This is a genomic window from Flavobacterium quisquiliarum, assembly GCF_019308285.1.
Taxonomy (GTDB): Bacteria; Bacteroidota; Bacteroidia; order Flavobacteriales; family Flavobacteriaceae; genus Flavobacterium; species Flavobacterium quisquiliarum.
Genome location: NZ_WWEM01000020.1, coordinates 298,882 through 321,427, shown reverse-complemented (window position 1 = coordinate 321,427; position 22,546 = coordinate 298,882). Strand labels below are relative to the sequence as shown.

Here is a 22,546-nt window from a genome sequence, read left to right as displayed (position 1 = left end):
AAATAATTTTAATTTTCTAAAATAAAAAATTACTTTTTCTTTTTTTTCCTTCCAAGCCATATAAAAAGTCCCGTAATTGGAAGTGTAACTGCAAAAAGACAAACCAAAAACGCCAATATTTTTGTTGGATATCCATAAATGCTTCCTGTGTGGATTGGATAAATCAAGCGTCTTATTTTATCACCATTACTAAATGATTCGTAGGATTTTATCTTTACAACCTCTCCAGTATATTTGTCAAAATAGGCGAAACTAGCAATATTTGGTATTTCTTTTTCAAGATTCATCTTGATAACCATTATACTATTTATGGTATCAGATGGCATTCTGATTTGCGTATCTCCTTTATATCCATAGATGCTGTCTGTTTTAGAAAATATATTTTGATAGAAAAATGTTTTATCTCCTTCAGGATCAATTTTAGTTGGGTTTTCAACTTTACTAGACGGCTTTTTGGTAGTTCCATCAGCCACAAAATAAACACCGCTTTCAAACCAATCATACGACCAAGTTAAACCTGTTAGTGAAATAATCAACAGCACTAAAAAAGTATAAAAACCAAAAGTCGAATGAAAATCCCAATTAACTCTTTTAAATGAAGCATTCCATTTTACTGTTAATCTTTGTTTGAGGTTTTTAATTTTATTTGGCCACCATAAAACAAGTCCTGACAAAAGCATAAATACAAAGGTGAGACAACTAATTCCTGTAACGGCTTGTCCAAAATCCCCTAAAACCAAATGACGGTGCAAATCAAGAACAACCGAAAAAAAACGTTTTTTAGCAGGTACTGATCCTAAAACTTTGCCACTGTAAGGATCAACAGAAAAAATCATTTTTCTCTTATCAGTATCAGTTGCTGTAATGTTTAAGCTTCGTTCTGGATCTGCAAATGAGTGAATACGGTCAATTTTTTTGAGGTGAAATTCTTTCTGCACTTCAGAAATAATAGCATCTACTGGAAGCTTTTCCTTCCCTATACTGGCTACTTTATAAAATTCAGGATTAAAAAACTCATCCAGTTCATCTTCAAAGACTAATATACTTCCCGTGAGGGCAACTATAAAAACAATTAGCCCGGATGCAAGTCCGAGCCAAAGATGCAAAAAGCCAATATTTTTTTTAAGTGTTTTATTCATTTACTATATCTTTCCTAAATGGTTTTCAAATATAACCAAAGCATGTAAAAAATGATTTGTTTTTTAAAACTTATAACGCAGATTTAAACTAGTTGTCATTCCACTGCCCATTACATAATCTGCATTTACAGCACGATATTGGCTTAAAGTTGAATAATAACTGTTGTTTAATAAATTCTCAACTCCTAAGTTTAGCGACCAGTTTTTATTAAAGGCATAACTTCCTGCAAAATTAATCAGATTCACTGTCGAAATTGGTCCTTCACTATTATTATATCTTCCATTCGTATTAGGTTCAAAACGGTTACGGCAACCTGTATTAACCCAAGATAATTGTAAAAACCAGTCTGATGTAGGTTTGTAATTAATATAGCCCGTTGCTTTTGGAGGAGCAATACGAGATCCATTTAAATAAACAGTACTTCCGTCATCAAATTCAGCTTTTCCTTCAACGTAAGAATAACTTCCACCTAGATTCAATTTATCAGAAACCCTATAATCTAATGTTATTTCATATCCTTTAATTTTTTCAGGCTCACGCTGTGCAACCAAACGACCATCAACTTCTATTAAATTAGCTCCTAATTTTGAAGTACTTATATAATACGCGGCTGTTACATTAAAATTGTAAAACTTACTAGAAAAACCAGCTTCATAATTGTTCGTAATAATTGGGTCAGTTGCTAAACTCGCTATAGTACTTTCTTCTGCACTTCTCAAAATTCTTCCTAATTCATTTATTGCAAATGCCTGAGAGAAACTCACAAACGGATTAAAGATTTCATATTTGTTAAAACGAAGACCAGCATTGAACATTGTCGCGTTGTACGGAATTTTGCCTCCTTCTACAAAAATACTTCCTTGATTGTTTGGTCCAGAAGCAATTGTATTATAATCATCAACACGCACTGTAGCATTCTCATAACGTAATCCTCCTTTAAAAATTAAGTTTTCTAAAACATCTACTTTTAATTGTGCATAAGGAGCAATATTCAACATATCCATTTTAGGAATGTAAACACGTCCATCAACTAAATCCTGAAAAGTAACATCATTTAAGACATCAATACCATACGTGATTTCAGAAGACATTGAAGCTATAGTAAATGGCGTATTCAAATTAATACGCGTTCCATTTTTATTGGAATTAATCATTGTTTGTCCAGGTCCATACCAAGCCGTTCCTGAAGCTACATAACGATTCATAGATTGAAAAGAATTCAAGTAAGCCGACACATCCAATTGTGTTGAATTAAATAAATTGTTTTTCGAAAAAGTAAACATAAAATTATGATTGAATGGAGTTCCTGCATTTTTACCAGGTTCTGTACCTCTTACGCCAATTGTTGGAGTCTGACCATATACACCTGTTTGACTAATGTACTTAGCATTCTGAGTACTGCTGTAAAAATTGTATACTACATTAAAACTAGTATGCTCGTCCATGTCATATCCTAATTTCACAAACGCATTTGATTGAGAAGAATTAGAAAGGCCATCTGTTTGTCCTAGAGGTCTGCCATCGGCGTCTCTTTGAAGTCCTGTATAATCAAAAGCTCCACCAATCACATAACTAAATCTGTTTTTTCTTCCATTAAAAAACTGAGAAACGCGATAACCAAAAGTTTCTTTACTATGCAGCGGATTAAAAGTAGTCCCAACGGTAGTTATTCCCTGAAAACTATCAATCAACGGACTTTTTTTAGTAATATAATTGATAATTCCACCTCCTGAACCGTTTCCATAAATAGAAGTAGCTCCCTTAATCACCTCAATACGCTCAATTGCATTAGCATCGACCACACGAATATCACGAGCCCCATTCATTAAAGGTGTTGACTGCGGAATTCCATCAATCAAAACTAAAACCTGACGTCCTCTTAAAGTCTGTCCTGAGTTAGTTGCTTTATTTGTCGATGTGCCAAGTCCTGGAATAACATTTCCTAAAATAGAAGATAAATTAGTATTAATACTGCTTTGTACCTGTATTTCCTTTTGGCTCATTATCGTTATCGAAGAAGGAACTGTGGCAATATTTTCTTGTTTTCTACCAGCGGTAATTACAACTTCCTGCAATTTATTTTCGCTGATTAAAACAATTGAAACTATATTTTTTTCCTGCAAATTCGAAAAAATATGTACAAATGGCTCATATTCTGGAGCCGTAATTGAAACAGTATTACTTTGTATTTCATTGCTCAAAATCGAAACTTCACCTGACTTATTTGTTGTTCCGATAACTTTATTACCAGAAGAAACTGAAGCATTTGAAATAGGGTTTTTCGATTCATTTTCAACCTTTAGGCGAAGTGATTGTGCATTTAAATTGATGGTAAAAAATACTAAAACAAGTAAGGCTGCTGGAAGTTTTAAATTCATTTGTAAAGGCATTCAAAAATAATAAATTATCCTTATTTAGACTAATTCTTTGCAAATGTAGCGCTAATTTTACTTTATACACAAAAAAATATTTCAGTTTCTTGCATGACTATTAACCGAATAATAGTAAAAAGCTGAATATGTGGCTATAATAAAATAAAACAATGAATTGATATTTTCGTCATTAATGGTAAAAGAGCATAAAAATAAAAAAAACTTACACTATGAAAATCACAGAGATAAATACACAAAAATTTTAAAATCAATAATTTTTAAAGTACATCACTCTAATCTTACATTAATTTCCAAGCAGCTGTATGAATCTTAAACACCAAAACTAACGCAGTTTTTCGAGCACTTTCTTTCCATTTTCATTTTCTGGGTTGAGCACAATAGATTTTTTATACATTTCTGCTGCCTGCTTATTATCTCCCAATTTAAGTAAGATCTCGCCATAACTATCGTAAACATTCCAGCTTTCAGGAAACAGATATGTATTGAGTTTAAAAATTTCCAAAGCCTCTTTATTTTGTCCTTTCATCATTAGTCTGTAAGCCCACTCATTAACTTCAAATTCATTTGGAACAAAAAGAGGATTCTTTCTCATTTCTTTCTTTGAAAAAGAAATAGCATTTTCAAAACCAATTTTTCTTAATTCAATCCTTAGATTGGTAATAGGGTCTGCTTTTACAATTTCCGGATTATATATTCCTGCTAATTCTTCTAGAAAGTCTTCGGGAAAACTGCCTCCTAAATTCGTTAAAACAATGACAGCTAAATCGTCATCTGGATATAACAAGAAAGCAGATCTTCCTCCGCCAGACATTCCTACAGCTCTATGAACTTTTCGAAATTTATTCATTCCCCATCCCAGACTCCAAGGTGTGCTTTTACCATTATTAAAGACAGAAGGCGACCACATAACTTCAAGTGAAGATCTCTTGATCAATTTTTCACTTTGTAAGGCAATAATCCATCTAGCAATATCTTCTGCCGAGCTGTTTAAACCAGAAGCTGTTCTTCTGAAATATGGAAATTCAAAATAGTTATTGATCAACACAGGATTTTCTAATTCTTTTCCGTCAATACTTTTTCTCCAAAAGTAAGTTGGAGCCAAGTTTTGGATAACATCACGAGAATCACCAAAAACGATATTATTGATTCCCAAAGGCTTAAACTCAAAATCGTAGAAGTACTCGGCAAATGGTTTCCCAGAAAATTTATCAATGAGTTTTCCCAACAAGTAAGCATTGGTCTGATTATAACTAAATTTATCACCAGGCTTGAAATCCATTGGTATGCCTTTTAATTTTTCCCATACTCCTTCTTCATTTTTTAAGCTTCCAACACCTCCTGTATTCTGATCTAGAATTTTAAGCATATCTGGAAGTCCAGAAGTATGCGTTAATAAATGTTTGATATTAATTGAGGAATCCCAAGCAGAAGGATAAATATCTAAATATTTTGAAACTGGTTCTGAAAGATTTAACTTCCCTTCTTCAATAAGTTTCATTACAGCAACGGCAGTAAATACTTTTGTAATTGAATTAATGGCAAAAATAGATTGATTGTTTACCGGAATATTATTCTGAAGATTTGCAATGCCATAACTTTTGCTTAAAACTATATTTCCATTCTGAACAATCGAAACCTGAAGCCCAGGGATTTTTCGCTCCTTCATTTCACGATTTATAATATCGTCTATTTCTTTATCCTTATTCTGGGCAGTTATTACATTGCAAAGAATAAAAATAATGCTTAAAAATATCTTTTTCATTTCAATGGTTTTGGGTTACTCATTTTAGAATCTTAAAATGATAAAAGGTTTAATAAGTGTATTTTATTAAACATAAAAAAGGTTTTTAAGCTATGAGATCAAACATCAAAACTCTTATTTGAAAAACTTAAATAGTGTTTACATATATGATAAAATTACTGCTTATTTTTTAATTCAGCTTCCAGTCAGATTTAAATTATATCAATAACATTGTTAAGCTAAAAGACCAAATTTATAATCTTAAAAAACTATACAATTCGTTTTTAATGTTTCTCTTATATCACCGAAAGAAATGATAAAAATTCTTAACACTAGTAAGATACTACATAAAAGGTCCATTTCTAGCTTTTCTTTGTATTTTAATTTTATTTGTTTCATCAGCATGGTTAAATAAAAAAGATGAATAAATTATAATACAAAAAGTGAAAAAAATTATAGATAAAAATATAGATTAATGGATATATTCGCTAGAAGTAAAAATATGTGGACTGGCATCAAGAGATAAAAACTAACAAAAAATCAAACTGTAAAAAAGGATCTTCCCAAAGATATTTTTCTGCTATTCATGGAAACGTTTATATTAAAAAATTATGTTGCGAGAAAAAATAACAATTTTCTTTTTTGTATTAATACTAAGTCCAATATATGGTCAAGAAAAAAAACTAAAAGAATTAAGGGATGCTTATTGTGAGAATAATTGCGAATTTTTTCATGAAAATCTACAATTTCGCAATGCCTTATTAAATATGCCTCCATCGCCACCAGATCCCAAAAAAGAAAGTGATACTTTAGTTCCATTATTTAAAATTCCATTGGAGAAAAGAAAAATATTATTTCCTTTTTCAAAATATGATTCTGTCTATGTCGCAACACCAAAATACTATGAAGACAAAGAACCAAGAAATTACCTAAAATCAAAATTTCACGACTCAAAAATTTTACTTACTGAAAATCAACTAAATAAAATTTCGGATATTCTCTTTAATTATTATTTGATAAAATACGATAACACAATAGAATTAAGTTACAAGATAACAGGATGCAGTGGTATAGAAGATACCTATCCTAAAATTATTCTGTTATTTGTGAAAGACAGCAAGACCAAAGATTACATTGCGTTTCCCCGCCAGATATTTCGAAGAACGACTTTTAACAATCAGGAACTAAAAGGTTTGGATATTTCTTCCGAAAAAGAAAAATTGATTATTGAAATGTTCGGCATAAATCTAGATGAAGAAATTGATAATGATGCATTAGAAAACAAACAACAATTTGACAAATAATGGAAAGCTTAAAAAAACGAAATATGAAAAAATGGATTACTTCGACGTTTCAGATAACTTGCATCTTTTCAACTTCTTTTTTATTAAATTCCTGTCAATCAACAGACATTTATTTTGACATTCAAAAACAATCTCTAGTCAGCTGCAATGATAGGCCATTAAAAAGAATAATAATTGAATGTGACAGTACAAATAGTAAAGAAAATGACTGTATAGTTGATTTATATTCCAAACATACATCTGCATCTGTAAAGCTGGATTCTATTTTTAAAATTTATAAATACACAAAAAAACAGATCTTTTATCCTAACTGCAGCTATAGAATAACATTCATTGGAAGCGGTGATCAAGGTTCTACTGACTTAAAAATTTGGCTCGATGATACCGGAAAAGCCTATAAAACCAATAAACCAACTTGTAATTAGGGTAAAAAAATCAATTTTCACCTTAATGTAATTGTTGAGCCTTTAACACTCCAAGTCTAAATACTTGATTTTTTTGTCTTCCCTTGCCACTTCTACTTGCCGATGCAAAAGTTCGCGAATATATTCCCCAGCAATTCGTCGTTTGAGACTTGACCAGTAATAAGTCCAAATTGATATAAAGCTTCGCGAATATCTAACGCCATAAGATCACTTGAAAGACCTGATTCTAAACCGAATTTTACTTTCTGAATTTCATCTAAAGCTTTTAATAAAGAATCATAATGTCTTGTATTAGTTACAATTGTTTCATTGTTTCTAAGTGCTCCAGTATTGACAAAAGATAACAATTCATTCTTTAAATCCTCCACTCCTACTTTTTCTTTTGCAGAAATCAATAATAGTTTTGCATTTAAATTTTCCAGTTTACTTGTGATATTCTGTACTTCATCAGGAGATAAAATATCTTTTTTATTGACTACAATCAAAAGAGGTTTTAATGGATATTTATTCTTGATTTGTTCAATTTCTGAAACAAAATCAGAACTTGATGTCTGGAATTTCAATCCGTCGAATAAATAAATCACAACCTGCGCTTGGTCTATTTTTTCGAATGTTTTTTTGATTCCGATACTTTCTACAACATCTTTCGTATCGCGTATTCCGGCAGTATCAATAAATCTAAAACCGATTCCTCCAATGACCAATTCATCTTCGATTGTGTCACGAGTTGTTCCAGCAATATCAGAAACAATCGCTCTTTCTTCATTCAATAAAGCATTCAATAACGTCGATTTACCAACATTAGGTTCCCCAACAATGGCAACCGGGATTCCGTTTTTAATAACATTTCCAACCGCAAAAGAATCAATCAAGCGTTTTAAAACGAATTCAATTCTATTCAATAATTCATGAAACTGAGTTCGATCGGCAAATTCTACATCTTCTTCTGCAAAATCCAATTCTAATTCGATTAAAGAAGCAAAATTCAAGAGTTCTTCACGAAGTTTAGCAATTTCATTACTAAATCCGCCTCGCATTTGCTGCATTGCAATTTGGTGGGAAGCTTCATTATCAGACGAAATCAAATCGGCAACAGCTTCTGCCTGCGATAGATCTAACTTTCCATTTAAGAAAGCACGAAGTGTAAATTCTCCTGCATCAGCCATTCTACAGCCTTTTCTTAATAATAACTGAATAATCTGCTGCTGAATGTAAGTTGATCCGTGGCAAGAGATCTCAATAGTATCTTCTCCTGTATAGGAGTTTGGCCCTTTAAATACCGAAACCAAAACCTCATCAAGCGTTTTCGTTCCGTCAATAATATGCCCCAGATGGAGTGTATGTGTTTTCTGTTTCGTTAAATCTTTGTTTTTAATAGATTTAAAAACCGAATTCCCAATGGTAATGGCCTCAGCTCCAGAAATTCGAATTATGGCGATAGCTCCAGCTCCAGAAGGCGTAGCTAAAGCAACTATAGAATCTTGATTTATCATGCTGCAAAAATACAAAAAAATGCCCTAATTTCTTAAGAACAAACTTTCCTTCAAATTAGTTTCAAAAACCTTTAAATTAAAGAATATTAACAAATTATTAAGTGTTAAAATACTGATAATTATCAGGTTGTTTTATTGCGAGAATGAGTAAATTTGAGAGACAAACCTTAATCCTCAATAAAATGAAAAAGATATTATTCCCTACCGATTTCTCTGATGCTGCTACAAATGCATTTGTTCATGCTTTAGAATTTGCTAAAGTTGTAAAAGCCGAATTGATCTTGCTTCATACATTTGAGATTCCTGTTTACGACAGCCAGTTCTTTCCAGAGAATTATGCTTCTATATACAGTTCAATTGAATTAGCAAAATTTGAAATGTTCAAAGATGAAATTCCAAAATTGCGCGCTATTGCCACTGAACGAAAATTAGACGATATTGTAATTAAACATCGTTTGATGGATGGCGATCTGATCTATAATCTTAAAAATGCAGTCGAAGAAGATCAAGTCGATTTTGTAATCATGGGAACCAGTGGTGTTTACGACTGGACAAAATTCTTTACAGGCTCTAATACCAGTTCTGTAATTTCTGGTGTTGAAGTTCCGGTTCTATGCGTTCCAGTTGATGCTAAATACAAAAAAGTAAAAACAATTGGCTTTACTACCCGTTACCGCGAAAAAGACAAAAAAGAACTGAAAAAAATCTTGAAAATCGCTAAAAAAACAGATGCTAAAGTCAAAAGTTTATATGTAAAAACATCCAATTCTGATGTTTCTGATACCACCATTAAAGAATGGGAAAAAGAATTTGCCAACGAAAATGTCGAGTTTTTAGTTTTGCCAAGTGATGATGTAAAAGAGACCATTACCGATTTTATTCTTTACAAAGACATTGACATCCTAACTACAATTACTCATAAAAGATCATTCTTTGAAAGTCTTTTCGATTCAAGTTTTAGTAAAAAAATATCTAAGGAAGTTTCCATTCCTGTATTGATTATGCATGAAGATTAAACAAGAATAGCTGCCGATTTTCTCTCTTAAAAGTTATATTTGTATTTCAGTAAAATAATACAATGAAAGCATATCAGGACAAAATCGAAATTTATTCAGAACTATATCATAAAACCAACAAAAAATATAACAGCGTAAGCCTTTTGAGGTTGTTAAGTATTTTTCTTTTATTGTTTTTTATGTTCCATTACATTAAAACAGACGAAATACTTTATGTTCTTCTAGCTGTTTTATCTTTTGCTGGTTTTATTTTTTTAATGAAAATACATTCGCGCTTATCATTTCAGAAACTGCTTGCTGATACACTTCTAAAAATTAATCGAAACGAAATTACTTTCTTAAAAAGAGAAAAAACGTCTTTTGAAAATGGAGTGGAATTTATCGATTTTCATCATCCTTACGCTTATGATTTAGATATTTTTGGCGAACATTCTTTATTTCAAAATCTAAATAGAACATCGACATTTATTGGAAAAAAAACACTTGCCAATCTCTTGTTGCATACACTTTCTGAAACTGAAATTTTAGAAAATCAAGAAGCTGTAAAGGAATTAAAAGATAAACTGGACTGGCGACAGGAATTTCAAGCTTTAGGTATCATCAGTCAAGATTCTAAAACATCTTATGAAGCTATAAAGTATTGGGCTTCTTTTAAAAACAATTCTTTACCTAAAGTATTAAATGCACTTTCATTTATCCTGCCAACACTATTTTTTGTTTTTCTAGCAGCTTATTTTATTACTTCAAAAACCATTATTCTCTCCTATCTAACTTACATTTTTATAGCCAATTTAATTGTATTAGGAAGAGCTGTAAAAAGAATTCAATCAGAAATTGCAAAAGCAGATAATGTCGATAAAATCATAAAACAATACAGTTTATTGATTGAGAAAATTGAGAATGAATCTTTTCAATCCAAAAAGTTAATTCGTTTGCAAGAACAGCTTGTCTTTAAGAATGCAAAAGCAAGCCAGCATTTGAAACAGCTTTCAGAGTTGTTTTCAAGAATGGATACGATCAGTAATTTTGTAACTGCAACTTTATTCAACGGAACGTTTTTATTTAACCTACATGTTTTAAAAGCGCTTTTAAAATGGAAAGAAAATTATTCTTCTGAAATTGAGCATTGGATTTCTATTATTGGCGAAATTGAAGCTTTAAGCAGCCTTGCCAATTTAGCTTACAATAATGCTGATTTTGTTTTCCCAGAAATCAATTCTGAATATAAAATTGAATTCAAAAACCTAAGTCATCCATTATTAAATCCTGCGACGAGAATTGGAAATGATACTAATTTTCATCCGCTTTCTTTCGTAATTCTGACGGGTTCTAATATGTCGGGGAAAAGTACCTTTTTAAGAAGTTTAGGAATCAATATGGTGCTTGGTGGAATTGGCTCAGTTGTTTGTGCTTCAGAAGCTAAAATACATCCACTTCCAGTATTAGTTTCAATGCGATTATCTGATTCTCTTTCTGATAGTGAGTCTTACTTTTTTGCTGAAATTAAACGTTTAAAACAGATCATGGATGCACTTGAAAATCAGTCTGCTTTTGTTTTATTAGATGAGATTTTAAGAGGAACAAATTCTGACGATAAAAGAAACGGAACGATTGAAGTTGTCAAAAAGATAATTTCTAAAAAAGCTATCGGAGCAATCGCCACACATGATATTGAAGTATGCTTGACAACAAACGAATATCCTGATATTTTAACCAATCAATGTTTTGAAGTTGAAATTCAAAACAACGATTTGCACTTTGATTACAAACTAAGAAATGGTATTTGTAAAAATAAAAGTGCTACATTTTTGATGCAGAAAATGGGCGTTATTTAAGGGTAAAAGTTATGAGTTATGAGTTATGAGTTATGCTCAAAAGATTTTATTTCACGCAGATTACGCAGATTTTAGCAGATTTATTTCGATTAAAAATCTGGGGAATCTGCTTAAATCATTTTAAATCTGCGTGAAACCCAACTTTAAGCCCATGCTAGATTAAAACAAATCTATTGACAACTTTTAATTCAAGCCTTCCTTCATTTTCTGTATTCCCTTTGCTATAAACTCAGTCTTATTGTTTTTGGCTTTAGCAATAATACTTTCTCGTTCTTTCGGAATATCATAATACTTCTCTGCCCACAAACTGATTTCTACCAAAACAGGAAACAGCTCAATTCCTTTTTCTGTTAATCGATACAGTACTTTTGCTTTGCTTTCTGGATGTTCCAGTTTAACAATTATATTGTTTTCTTCTAAAACTAAAAGTCTGCTGGCCAGAATATTGGTTGCTATTTTCTCTTCCGATTTTAGAAAATCTCCGTATGTACATTGTTTTTTAAACATCAAATCCCTGATTATCAACAACGACCATTTATCTCCCCAAATTTCTAAGGATGTACTTATTGGGCATTCTGATCTCTTTTTTGAACTCGCCATAAAAATAGTTTAAAAAATCACTTGCAATATACAAGTAATAAATATCTTTGCACTTGCAATTTGCAAGCAAATTTATTTAATAATATCAAACAAACCAAAATTATAGAAATCTAATAAATTTAAAATTAATCAAAATGGACAATAAAAGACTAGAATTTCTGCAGAGTTATATTGGTAAACATTTTACGGGAAGCCCTTCTCCTTTTGCACATTGGTTAAACGGAAAAGTGATTGCCGTTGAAAAAGAAAATGTTGAATTCGAATTTGAAGTCAGAAAAGAAATGACGAATCCAGTTGGTATGCTTCACGGTGGCGTTACAGCCGGAATGATAGATGATTGCATTGGTGTAAATTTCATGGTTTTAGGCCTCGAAAAGTTTTATCCGACAATCAATTTATACATTGATTATTTTAATCCTGCATTCGAATCGCAAACCGTTATTGTAAGAACTACTTTGGCGAAATTGGGAAAAACGATTATCAATATTAAAGCAGAAGTAATCAATAAAAATACTGCTAAAATTATGGCTCAAGCAAGTGCAAACTTAGCGTTAAGCGAGGTTAAGATTCCTGTTTAATTAAAAAGAAAAAGCTTTGTCAAAGTTTAAAACTTTGACAAAGCCCTATTTTGGAATTTGAATTTTAAGATTTGGAATTTCAAAAACTTTATTCTTCGTACATTTCCATCCACAAGCGGGTTTCTTCTAAATCCAGTTCTTTTTCGATTTTTCTAAAAATTTCTTCGTTTACAGAACCTTTTTTATGCATGGTTTCCAGTTTATTTCGCTCCACATTCAAAAGATCAATTTGTACTCTGGTAAACTCATTAAAAATCTGTCCGCCTAATACTTTTCCATTTCCAAAAAAGTTAGCAGGAAGTTCCGTTTTTTGCAGTCGGTTAAATTTTACTTCATACTTACTTTTAATGTTGTGCAATAATTCATCATCCAATAAAGAAAAATTATCTTCGATATGCGTTATCGTTTCAGAAACAATTTTGTTTCGAATATCATATTCTTCTGCTAAAATAGAATAACGTTCAATTTTTAGCTTTTTAATCAGCCAAGGAAGTGTAAGTCCTTGAATAACTAAAGTGGATAATATCACACAAAAAACAAGGTAAATAATCAGATTACGAAGGGGGAATTCTTCTGTTTTATTCAACATTAGCGGAAGCGCCAAAGCAGCTGCCATAGAAACCACACCACGCATTCCCGACCAACCAAAAACAATCATGTTTCGGTAATCAAATTCTTCTTTGGCTCGTATTCGTTTGCTGAGCATTCTTGGCAAAATCGTAGCGGGAACAACCCACAAAAAACGCACAACAATGACGACAACGCTAATAACAGCTCCCCAAATAAATAATGAAGTTCCAGAATAACTGCTGATTCCTTCCATAATCTGTCTTAACTGCAATCCAATTAAAATAAAGATCAAACCGTTTAGAATATTATTTAAAACATCCCATATCGTATTGGTCATAATCCGGCTTTCGTGAGAAAAAATAGTCCCTGATCTCGCTGCTAGAAAAAGTCCAGTAGTTACGACTGCCAAAACTCCTGATCCATGAAAATGTTCCGCAAGCAAATAAGATGAAAATGGCGTTAGCAGCGTAAGTGTTACCTCAATAATGTCATCGCAAACAAATCTTTTATGAATATAGTACATAACAAAACCAATCGCTAAACCAATTCCAATACCTAGAATAGACATTAAAACAAAATTCAATCCTGCCTGCCATAAAACAAAATTTCCAGCTGTAATAGCAGTTAAAGCATATTTATAAGCTACAAGACCGCTGGCATCGTTAACCAGACTTTCTCCTTCCAAAATGGCAATTAATCTTGGATTTAATCCTAATCCTTTTGTAATCGCAGTTGCTGAAACTGCATCTGGAGGCGAAACGATAGCACCAAGTAAAAAGGCTAACGGCCAAGAAATATCATCTATAAGCCAATGCGCCACAACAGCAACTAATCCAGTAGTAAAAAACACCAAACCAACAGCTGCTAAAGTTATCGGACGGATAGATTGTTTAAAATCAGACCAACTCGTATGCCATGCAGCATGATACAAAAGAGGCGGTAGGAAAATAATAAAAACAATTTCAGGGCTTAGCGCAACAACCGGAAGTCCCGGCACGACACTAATAATTACACCGCAAAGCACTAAAACAATAGGTATCGGAAAATTATATCTTTTACTAACTAGACTTAAAAATGCTACACCAAAAAGCAGCATTATAATAACGGTAATATTCTCCATTTAAAAGGCGGTGTTTATCGATTTTGGAATTGAAATTTCGAGCACTAAATTAACGTTTTTGCTAACTAAATTAAAATATCATTAAAAAAAAGAAAAACTCAATTTATTGACTTACATCAAACTTTTACATGCTGTACAACTGTACATTTGAAATCCTATTTTTAATAAGTTTCAAAATACATTATAATGATAAATACAGAAATAAGTCCGTTGGTTCAATTTGGAATTACAAGCCAAGACCGTGTTGAAAATGCTTTAGAACAACTTAAAAGCGGAAAAGGAATTCTGCTGATTGATGACGAAAATCGGGAAAACGAAGGCGATTTGATTTTTTCTGCCGAACATATGAACGTTTCCGATATGGCTCTTATGATACGTGAATGCAGTGGTATTGTCTGTTTGTGTTTAACCAATGAAAAAGCCGATCAACTGGAACTTCCCTATATGGTAAAAGACAATACCAGCAGTTTTCAAACTCCTTTTACTATTACAATTGAAGCTAAAAATGGCGTAACCACAGGAGTTTCTGCTGCCGACCGAATCACTACAATCAAAACTGCAATTGCTTCGAATGCTAAAGCTGAAGATTTAGCAAGACCTGGACATATTTTTCCTTTAAGAGCAAAAAATAATGGCGTTTTAGAACGAAACGGTCATACCGAAGGAAGTGTCGATTTAATGAAACTCGCTAATCTAAAACCCGAAGCCGTTCTTTGTGAATTAATGAATGAAGATGGAACAATGGCAAAATTAAACGAAATTGTTAGTTTTGCTCAACGACACGATTTACTAGTTTTATCAATTGAAGATATTATCTATTACCGTAAATTCGTGCGAGATTATAAATAAAATGATATACGAACAGCTAAGTAATTACATCAAAAAAAATATTGAAGTTTCTGATGAAGATTTAAATAAGATTCTTTCCTATTTTAAACCTCTGAAGAAAACTAAAAATGAGTTATTGCTTGCACAGGGACAAATCAGCCAGCAGACTTTTTTTGTTGGAAAAGGCTGTGTTCGGATCTTTTTTATTAATGAAGAAGGAAAAGATGTTACCCGATATATTGCTTTCGAAAATCAGTTTGCGACTGCTTTGGTCAGTTTTATAACTAAAAAGCCTTCGCAGGAAAATATTCAAGTAATTGAGAAATCTGAATTGCTGACCATTACACATGACGATTTTAATTATTTAATGAAAATTATTCCGCAATGGCGTGAGTTTTACAGCAACTATTTAGAGAAAGCGTATGTAAATAATGCCAACCGATTAATGTCTTTTACCACGATGGATGCTTTTGAAAGATATAATCAGCTTTTGAAAATTAATCCGGCTATTGTGAAAAGACTTCCTAATAAGATTGTAGCTTCTTATATTAATATTTCGCAGGAAACTTTGAGTCGATTGAAGTCTAGGGTTTGATAGTTCTTCCGTATCAAATCCTAGATTTCAAATTGATAATAAATAATAAATAATAAACTCTGTAAATCTAATTCATTTACAGGGTTTCTCTTTTGTAGTTTAGCTCACTATACAGGTTTACTTTTTTAGATAATTTTATTTATTCAAAAAGAAAAATGAGCAAATGTCTTATTTCTACATTTTTAAAACTTATAGTACCCGATGTTAGACAAATGGAAATCTAAGTTTGCATTACTGCTTAATACCATAAAAATTTTAAGCTAAAAAAATTTAGATGATCTTATTTGAACAAAAATGAAAATTCAAAAACACTTAATAGAAGAAATTTCTATCGAAAAAAAACTTAGAAAAAATCCTTTGCTAATACCCCTAACCACTTTTTTGTTTGCTTTCATTTTGCTTTGTTTAATTGGGTATTGTATGTACTTATATAAAGCAGGATTTTATTGGACATTTTTACCAGCTGGTCTTCTCGTACATTCTTTTCTAATACTTACGGTTCATGAGGGATCTCATAAAGCAATAACCAAAACTAAATTTGACCGTTTTATTTTAAATTTATGTTCAGCTTTAGTCTTTTTGCCTTTTTATGGAGAACACTATAGAAAATACCACTTAATTCATCACGGATATACCAACACAGATTTAGATCCACTTGCTTCTCCGATGTCCCAAAAAATATATCAAAAATATAGATATTTATATATTCTGCTGGAATCAATTCCTGCCTTATATACTTTCTATTTAATTTTTGACTTTAATAAAAGAGAAGATTCTAAAAAACTCAACAACATATTAAAAATCAACAGATTCTATTTTACAATTTCAATATGTGTTAGTGTTGTTTGTTTTTTTATTATAAAACCTCCTATCTATTTTGTGCTGCTTACCCTTTTTGTTTTAAATATTATCTCGGCAATAAGAAGCTGGTGTGAACACATGGGCACTTCTTTAGAACATAAAACAAATACGTACTGGTTTCCTTTAGGATTTGGCATTGGAAACCACGATGTGCATCACGAACATCCTAATCTTTCATGGCTTACGTTAACAATTGGTTTATTTAAACGAGAGAAAAATTCTAATCCGATAAAAACTATAAGAGGGATTTTATTTGATAAGTCCTTTACTTTTTATAAAGTAAAATAGAAAAATAAGATGACAAACACTACGCAAACACTTTTGGTTAAAAATCTGCTCAAATCTGCTCAAATCTGTTTAAATCTGCGTAAAACTTTAAACCAATAAAAAAGCCGGATCTAAAATAAGATTCGGCTTTTGTTTTTATTATGATTCACAACTGCTGCAGGAAACAAGACTTGTTACTAATTCTTTAGAAACACTTTGGCTTCTTTGGTAATACAAACTTTTAACACCTTGCTGCCAAGCTTCGATCATTAAACGGTTTACATCTTTAATCGCCAATTCTGCTGGGATATTAAGGTTCAAACTTTGTCCTTGATCCACGAACTTCTGACGAATTCCTGCCTGCTGCACAATTTCCAACTGACTGATTTCTTTAAATGTTTTAAAGACATCTTTTTCCTCTTTGGTTAGTTGTTCCATATGCTGTACGCTACCTCCGTTAAGCATAATTCCTCTCCAAACTTCTTCGTTATCTAAGCCTTTTTCTTCCAGTAGCTTTTTAAGGTATTTATTTTTACGCATAAAATTACCTTTGCTCAATCCAGCTTTGTAATAATTACTGCTGAAAGGTTCAATTCCTGGCGAAGTTTGTCCTAAAATTGCAGAAGACGAAGTTGTAGGAGCAATTGCCATTGTGGTTGTATTACGTCTTCCATACCCTTTTAACAATTCTGGTTCTCCGTAAATTCTAGCCAATTCTTGACTTGCTTTATCTGCTTTATCACTGATATGTTTGAAAATCTCAGTCGTTTTCATTTTAGCTTCCATTCCTTCAAACGGAATCATATTTTTCTGTAAGTAAGAATGCCATCCTAAAACACCTAAACCTAATGCGCGGTGTCTTTTTGCAAATTTATTAGCGGCAGCAAGATAATAGTTTCCTTCCGTTTTTTCGATGAATTCCTGCAGCACTGCATCTAAGAAGAAGATAGCCAATTTTACGGCTTCAGTATCTTTCCATTCTTCATATAACTCTAAATTCATAGAAGAAAGACAGCAGATAAATGATTCGTCATGAGTTGACGGAAGCATGATCTCGCTGCATAAGTTACTCGCATTAATTCTAAGATTCTGATCTTTGTAAACCTGAGGTTTATTTTTATTTACGTTGTCACTAAAAAAGATATAAGGCAATCCTTTTTGCTGACGGCTCTCTAAAACTTTTGCCCAAACTTGTCTTTTTTCTGCATCACCATCAATCATTTCCTGCATCCAATAATCTGGCACGCAAATTCCTGTAAACAAGTTCTGAATTGGATTTCCAATACTTTTAATTTTCAAAAACTCTTCAATATCCGGATGATCGACATCCAAATAAGCAGCAAATGCACCACGACGAACTCCTCCTTGTGAAATCGTATCCATAGCCGTATCAAAAAGTTTCATAAAACTTACTGCACCACTACTCTTTCCGTTGTCAGTTACAGCACTTCCGCGTTCACGTAATTCACCAAAATAACCAGAAGTTCCACCACCAATTTTAGTCTGCATGATTACTTCACCCAATTTATGCGTGATTCCTTCAATTTTATCTGGAACGTGAACGTTAAAACAAGAAATTGGCAGACCTCTTTCTGTTCCCATATTTGCCCAAACCGGAGAACTTATACTCATCCACCCTCTTTCGATCATTTCAACAAAAGATTCTTTTAATTCTGGTTTGTATAATCTTTTGGCTGCTGCGGTACAAATTCTATCAATTGCACCTTCAACTGTTTCACCTTTTAAAAGATAACCACGATTTAAAATTTGTTCGCTTTCTGAATTTTTCCACCACATTTTACTGTCATTTTGTGGTTCAAAATTATTTACTGGGTTTGTGTCTATTGTATTCATAAGTATTATGGGCTTGTATTAGAAAAGATCGTTTGCTGTAATGCTTTTATCGTGTTTCGTATATTCTACTGGACGTTTTGCAAAGAAATCGTCTAAACTGTTTGCAAAAACCTCTTCTTCAAACCAAGCCATCGCTGCGTAATCTTGCGGCGATACATTAAAAATTGTTTCTATATTGATTTGTCTTAAACTTTCGTCTACTCTAAATTTCATAAAGTTTACCAACTCTTCTTTATTGATCGTTTCGATTGCTCCATCTTCAAAAATCCAATCCAGAATAGCCGCTTCAACATCAATTGATTCTCTAACCGTTTCACGGATTAATTGCAAAGTTTCTACATCAAAATATTCTGGGAACTCTTCACGGATTTTGTTGATGATGTAAATTCCTCCATTAGCATGAATCTGTTCGTCGATTGAAGTCCATGCAATAATGTTGCTTACATTTTTCATATATCCTTTGAATCTTGTAAAAGACAATAAAATCGCAAACTGGCTGAACAATGAAACATTTTCGATTAGAATACTGAATAAAATCAGCGAGACCATATATTTTCTGTTGTCCTGAGATTTAGTGTCTTTCAATACATTTGAAAGATAATCTACACGTCTGCGAACTACAGGAACATCCAATAACTTTTCGAATTCATCATTATAACCTAAAACTTCCAGCAAACGAGAATAAGCTTCAGAGTGTCTAAATTCGCATTCTGCAAAAGTTGTCCCTAATCCGTTGAATTCTGGCTTCGGAAAATGCTCATATATATTACCCCAAAAACTTTTTACGGCTACCTCAATCTGTGCGATTGCTAATAAACTGTTTTTAATTGCCGTTTTTTCAGCCTCATTTAAATGTGCGTGAAAGTCTTGCGTATCTGCTGTAAAATCTACTTCGGTGTGTACCCAGTAAGCCTTATTAATTGCCTCAGTAAATTGCAGAACCTCAGGATATTCGAAAGGTTTATAGTTAATTCTTTTATCGAAAATTGACATATATATAGAGTTTTAAGTGACAAAATGATGATAGAAAATCGTGTGCTGTGATTTGGGGAGTGGTATTAGCGTGCTTTCTATATTACAAATTTAGCCCACAGTTCTTCTCTTGTCCAATTTTTGATGTTAAAAATCCCATCAATTATCAACAGTTTGAAAACTACAAAAAATCGTCATTTTCTAAATTTTATCAACAGGAAAACAATCTTGTGTAATTATCAATGAACTAGCTGTTTCCCTAAAATCGATGTTAAGTTATCAACATTAAAAAGTCATTTTTTTAGGCATGAAACTAAAAACAGTTATCAACAGGTCGATTATAAAAATGGAAAATCAGCCACTTGTTTTGAAATAAAAAAACGTCAGCTATTAATAACAATTCTAAATAGCGAAAAACAAAAAAGTATCATAACCTTTTTTAATACAGATCGTTACATGAAAAACTTTTTTATCAAAAATTTTTAAACTACTGTACAGGCCATTTAAAAATTGTTTTTTGATTTGTTAACATCTAAAATTCATTTTTCGTCAAGAAACGTCGAGAACAAGAAAATTTCCGTTTAGAATTGTAAGTCTATAAAACCAAAAAAGTCTGCTTTAAAAGCAGACTTTTAACATTGGGGGCAATTAGTTAGTTTTTGGGAAACTAAATTTTTATGATCTGGCAGATTAATTTTAAGTCTTAAATATTGTTTTTATCAACTTTTATAAACCATAGAAAACTTTTGCAACCATAACCTATATCTAGTCTATCTACTAAAGAAAAAAACGTTCTTTTTTTTTCTTTAGTAAGTCTTAAGTTAAAACTGTAGAAATAGGGTATTAATACCTGAATTTTTTTTTAGTAAATAATTTAACTTGCCTTAAAAAATTTCATAACAAAAGTAAAGTTTAACGACTAAAATACGCATTTTAACAAGGGGACAAATTAGGGACATTTTATCACGCAAAATCAATAAAATCAACACTTTAAAAGTCTCACTATTAAAAATACATTATTTTATTCACGAATTTTATTATAATAATATCATCTGCCAAAACGAATTTAATGTCTGCCAAAAAAATATATTTTATTGTTTTATTCCTTCATGCGGTACTTATAAATGCCCAAAAACTACAAATCAATTCCTCAAAAAATTATCTTCACAATATTGAATATATTCTGAGACAAGAAAAAAATTTTGGGACTGATACAATTGTCTTAAAAAATTATCTTCTGCCTTTAAACCAGAATCCAAAATACCAGGTTGTTTATCAAGGTTTATTGGCAAACGGATTTAGCAACGCTTATAATTCCATTAATAAAACTTCAGATTCGTATTATCTTAATTCCATTCAGAAAGCTAAGGCATCAAAAAATATTTCTTTAGAAATCTGGTCCACACTTAATTATATTAATTACTTATATTATTATAGAAATTATATCAAGCTTACTCCTTTTCTATTAGAATTAATAGAAAAAATAGAACCTTTAGCTGCGAACCAAATTATAACTGCTGCTGAAACTTATAAAAGAATTGGATGGATATTGTACACCTTTGGTGATTACAACAAGTCTTTACATTATTTAAGACTTGCCAAAGAAACAGCTGCAAAAAACACCTCCGAATATGCTTCTATTATGAACTCCATTGGAATGAACTATTTCAATATTGGAAATCATAAAATGGCTTCTTTTTATTTGAACGAAACGGCAAAGCTTTCCAAAAAAATTCACGACGAAGTGAGATACGCCAAAGCACTTGGCGATTTAGCCTTAATCAGTAAGAAAAAAGGCGATTATAAAAAAGCCATTGCATTATTAAAAGACGATATTCAAATTTCTGAACAGAATAAAAGCGATCAGAATACTATGTATGCTTCAATTTTATTGGCTGAAGTTTTGGTAAATGACAAACAGTTGGAAGAAGCTTTTACATTTTTAAATAAGGCTGAAAGTATCGCTATTTCGAAATCGTATTTTAAAAAATCGGAACTACAGATTATCAAATTGAAACTGCAAATTTTAAAATTACAAGATTCAACAGAAAACGAATTGAATTTAAGAAGACGAATGATTGTTATTGAAGATTCCCTTCAAAATGAAGATGGTGACATAGCTATAAACAAAGCCAACTGGCTTATTGAAAAGGCAAAATATCAACAAAATATTGATAACGCAGAAAAAGCAGTTAAATACGAAACAACTTTAAGATACTTCTATATCATCATTTTTATGATGCTGTTTTCTGCAGTTTTACTGGTATTTATGTATTTCAGTAAACAATATAAAAGCAGACATTTAAGATATGAAGAGAAAGTGAAATCTTTAGAATTAGAAAAACTAAAAATAGAAGAAAATCTATCTAAAGTTCACGAAAACCTGAAATCTCAGATTAGCTATCTAAAAGAGAAAAACATTCAGATAAAGAACCTTAAACTGGCTATTGAAAATGTCAAAAACTCTTCTTCTTCTTATATCGAAAAAAGAGAAAGAAAACTCAGTACCTTATTGGAATCACATTTAATGACCGACAATAATTGGAATGCATTTAGAAGAGAATTTCAGAAAGAATATCCTGAATTTTATGCTCTTATTCAACAAGATTTCCCAGAGATAACAGATTCTAATAAACGTATTTTACTGCTTCAAAAACTCGACTTCAGCAATAACGAAATTGCAGAACTGTTGGGAATTACAAACGATGCTGTAAAAAAGTCAAAACAACGTTTGAAGAAAAAACTTGGCGATAAATATGATTCCCTTTTTAATCCTATTTAATTCGAGTTATTCTGAATGAAAATTGTTTTTAAAAAAGCTGTAACATTAAATAAAAATTAAAATCTGCTTAATTGATTCTTAATTTTTAGTAAAACTGTATCAAAAAACTCTTTTAACATGAATTTGTTCTTGGTTTAAGAATATTAATTTCTACATTTGCTTTATTTTTAAT

At 31.6% G+C, this 22,546-nt stretch carries 17 protein-coding genes; 9 read left to right on the top strand and 8 right to left on the bottom strand.

All coding sequences use genetic code 11. The features are described 5' to 3' along the window. Positions 1–29 precede the first annotated feature (29 nt). From GSY47_RS09265 to GSY47_RS09255, 3 genes are all read right to left on the bottom strand, one after another. Positions 30–1,139 (bottom strand): PepSY-associated TM helix domain-containing protein, encoded by a 1,110-nt coding sequence (locus tag GSY47_RS09265; RefSeq protein WP_179005912.1) that lies wholly within the window; start codon positions 1,137–1,139, stop codon positions 30–32. Positions 1,140–1,202: 63 nt separating this feature from the next. Then, positions 1,203–3,518, bottom strand: coding sequence for a TonB-dependent receptor (locus GSY47_RS09260; protein WP_246611300.1), 2,316 nt, complete (start codon positions 3,516–3,518; stop codon positions 1,203–1,205). A 337-nt stretch (positions 3,519–3,855) separates the two neighbouring features. Beyond that, positions 3,856–5,295 carry a serine hydrolase gene (locus GSY47_RS09255; RefSeq protein WP_179005908.1) on the bottom strand — a complete coding sequence of 480 codons (1,440 nt, stop codon included), beginning with the start codon at positions 5,293–5,295 and terminating at the stop codon, positions 3,856–3,858. 746 nt (positions 5,296–6,041) lie between these two features. On the opposite strand from GSY47_RS09255, the gene GSY47_RS09250 reads away from it, so the two are divergent. Next, positions 6,042–6,578: a hypothetical protein gene (locus GSY47_RS09250; RefSeq protein ID WP_179005906.1), complete on the top strand. Its 537-nt coding sequence runs from the start codon at positions 6,042–6,044 to the stop codon at positions 6,576–6,578. A 23-nt stretch (positions 6,579–6,601) separates the two neighbouring features. Continuing rightward, the gene (locus tag GSY47_RS09245) at positions 6,602–7,003 is read left to right on the top strand and encodes a hypothetical protein (protein ID WP_179005905.1); all 402 of its coding nucleotides are present in this window, start codon (positions 6,602–6,604) and stop codon (positions 7,001–7,003) included. Positions 7,004–7,095: 92 nt separating this feature from the next. Here the strand turns inward: GSY47_RS09245 and mnmE are convergent, their stop codons facing one another. Then, complete coding sequence (mnmE, locus tag GSY47_RS09240) at positions 7,096–8,496, bottom strand: tRNA uridine-5-carboxymethylaminomethyl(34) synthesis GTPase MnmE (RefSeq protein ID WP_179005903.1); 1,401 nt, start codon at positions 8,494–8,496, stop codon at positions 7,096–7,098. Between the two features lie 182 nt (positions 8,497–8,678). On the opposite strand from mnmE, the gene GSY47_RS09235 reads away from it, so the two are divergent. After that, positions 8,679–9,512, top strand: coding sequence for a universal stress protein (locus tag GSY47_RS09235; protein WP_179005901.1), 834 nt, complete (start codon positions 8,679–8,681; stop codon positions 9,510–9,512). Between the two features lie 62 nt (positions 9,513–9,574). Then, entirely contained in the window at positions 9,575–11,347 is a 1,773-nt protein-coding gene (locus GSY47_RS09230; RefSeq protein WP_179005899.1) for a MutS-related protein, read from the top strand. A gap of 183 nt (positions 11,348–11,530) precedes the next feature. Here the strand turns inward: GSY47_RS09230 and GSY47_RS09225 are convergent, their stop codons facing one another. Next, positions 11,531–11,947 carry a winged helix-turn-helix transcriptional regulator gene (locus GSY47_RS09225; RefSeq protein ID WP_179005897.1) on the bottom strand — a complete coding sequence of 139 codons (417 nt, stop codon included), beginning with the start codon at positions 11,945–11,947 and terminating at the stop codon, positions 11,531–11,533. A 134-nt stretch (positions 11,948–12,081) separates the two neighbouring features. Between GSY47_RS09225 and GSY47_RS09220 the strand changes: the two genes are divergently transcribed. Next, on the top strand, positions 12,082–12,525 hold the full coding sequence (locus GSY47_RS09220; protein WP_179005895.1) for a PaaI family thioesterase: 444 nt from the start codon (positions 12,082–12,084) through the stop codon (positions 12,523–12,525). An 88-nt stretch (positions 12,526–12,613) separates the two neighbouring features. Here GSY47_RS09220 and GSY47_RS09215 read toward each other — a convergent pair whose 3' ends face one another. Continuing rightward, on the bottom strand, positions 12,614–14,215 hold the full coding sequence (locus tag GSY47_RS09215) for a Na+/H+ antiporter (RefSeq protein WP_179005893.1): 1,602 nt from the start codon (positions 14,213–14,215) through the stop codon (positions 12,614–12,616). 186 nt (positions 14,216–14,401) lie between these two features. Between GSY47_RS09215 and ribB the strand changes: the two genes are divergently transcribed. From ribB to GSY47_RS09200, 3 genes are all read left to right on the top strand, one after another. Beyond that, positions 14,402–15,064: a 3,4-dihydroxy-2-butanone-4-phosphate synthase gene (gene ribB, locus GSY47_RS09210; RefSeq protein WP_179005891.1), complete on the top strand. Its 663-nt coding sequence runs from the start codon at positions 14,402–14,404 to the stop codon at positions 15,062–15,064. Between the two features lies 1 nt (position 15,065). Then, positions 15,066–15,638, top strand: coding sequence for a Crp/Fnr family transcriptional regulator (locus GSY47_RS09205; protein ID WP_179005889.1), 573 nt, complete (start codon positions 15,066–15,068; stop codon positions 15,636–15,638). Positions 15,639–16,058: 420 nt separating this feature from the next. After that, the gene (locus GSY47_RS09200; RefSeq protein ID WP_179005887.1) at positions 16,059–16,787 is read left to right on the top strand and encodes a fatty acid desaturase family protein; all 729 of its coding nucleotides are present in this window, start codon (positions 16,059–16,061) and stop codon (positions 16,785–16,787) included. Between the two features lie 138 nt (positions 16,788–16,925). Here GSY47_RS09200 and GSY47_RS09195 read toward each other — a convergent pair whose 3' ends face one another. Together GSY47_RS09195 and GSY47_RS09190 are read right to left on the bottom strand one after the other, a co-directional pair. Further along, a complete protein-coding gene (locus GSY47_RS09195) occupies positions 16,926–18,620 on the bottom strand; it encodes a ribonucleoside-diphosphate reductase subunit alpha (protein ID WP_179005885.1) in 1,695 nt (564 codons plus the stop codon). A gap of 18 nt (positions 18,621–18,638) precedes the next feature. Next, positions 18,639–19,613, bottom strand: coding sequence for a ribonucleotide-diphosphate reductase subunit beta (locus GSY47_RS09190; RefSeq protein ID WP_179005883.1), 975 nt, complete (start codon positions 19,611–19,613; stop codon positions 18,639–18,641). 1,048 nt (positions 19,614–20,661) lie between these two features. Here GSY47_RS09190 and GSY47_RS09185 point away from each other — a divergent pair. Further along, complete coding sequence (locus tag GSY47_RS09185) at positions 20,662–22,374, top strand: tetratricopeptide repeat protein (protein WP_179005881.1); 1,713 nt, start codon at positions 20,662–20,664, stop codon at positions 22,372–22,374. The last annotated feature ends 172 nt before the right edge of the window (positions 22,375–22,546 follow it).

What these genes read in the sequence shown, in the direction of transcription:
- GSY47_RS09265 (WP_179005912.1), bottom strand. Translation starts at nt 1,139, where the DNA reads ATGAATAAAACACTTAAAAAAAATATTGGCTTTTTGCATCTTTGGCTC.
- GSY47_RS09235 (WP_179005901.1), top strand. Translation starts at nt 8,679, where the DNA reads ATGAAAAAGATATTATTCCCTACCGATTTCTCTGATGCTGCTACAAAT.
- GSY47_RS09260 (WP_246611300.1), bottom strand. Translation starts at nt 3,518, where the DNA reads ATGAATTTAAAACTTCCAGCAGCCTTACTTGTTTTAGTATTTTTTACC.
- GSY47_RS09195 (WP_179005885.1), bottom strand. Translation starts at nt 18,620, where the DNA reads ATGAATACAATAGACACAAACCCAGTAAATAATTTTGAACCACAAAAT.
- GSY47_RS09220 (WP_179005895.1), top strand. Translation starts at nt 12,082, where the DNA reads ATGGACAATAAAAGACTAGAATTTCTGCAGAGTTATATTGGTAAACAT.
- GSY47_RS09245 (WP_179005905.1), top strand. Translation starts at nt 6,602, where the DNA reads ATGAAAAAATGGATTACTTCGACGTTTCAGATAACTTGCATCTTTTCA.
- GSY47_RS09190 (WP_179005883.1), bottom strand. Translation starts at nt 19,613, where the DNA reads ATGTCAATTTTCGATAAAAGAATTAACTATAAACCTTTCGAATATCCT.
- GSY47_RS09200 (WP_179005887.1), top strand. Translation starts at nt 16,059, where the DNA reads ATGTACTTATATAAAGCAGGATTTTATTGGACATTTTTACCAGCTGGT.
- GSY47_RS09185 (WP_179005881.1), top strand. Translation starts at nt 20,662, where the DNA reads ATGTCTGCCAAAAAAATATATTTTATTGTTTTATTCCTTCATGCGGTA.
- GSY47_RS09205 (WP_179005889.1), top strand. Translation starts at nt 15,066, where the DNA reads ATGATATACGAACAGCTAAGTAATTACATCAAAAAAAATATTGAAGTT.
- GSY47_RS09225 (WP_179005897.1), bottom strand. Translation starts at nt 11,947, where the DNA reads ATGGCGAGTTCAAAAAAGAGATCAGAATGCCCAATAAGTACATCCTTA.
- ribB (WP_179005891.1), top strand. Translation starts at nt 14,402, where the DNA reads ATGATAAATACAGAAATAAGTCCGTTGGTTCAATTTGGAATTACAAGC.
- GSY47_RS09250 (WP_179005906.1), top strand. Translation starts at nt 6,042, where the DNA reads ATGCCTCCATCGCCACCAGATCCCAAAAAAGAAAGTGATACTTTAGTT.
- GSY47_RS09255 (WP_179005908.1), bottom strand. Translation starts at nt 5,295, where the DNA reads ATGAAAAAGATATTTTTAAGCATTATTTTTATTCTTTGCAATGTAATA.
- GSY47_RS09230 (WP_179005899.1), top strand. Translation starts at nt 9,575, where the DNA reads ATGAAAGCATATCAGGACAAAATCGAAATTTATTCAGAACTATATCAT.
- mnmE (WP_179005903.1), bottom strand. Translation starts at nt 8,496, where the DNA reads ATGATAAATCAAGATTCTATAGTTGCTTTAGCTACGCCTTCTGGAGCT.
- GSY47_RS09215 (WP_179005893.1), bottom strand. Translation starts at nt 14,215, where the DNA reads ATGGAGAATATTACCGTTATTATAATGCTGCTTTTTGGTGTAGCATTT.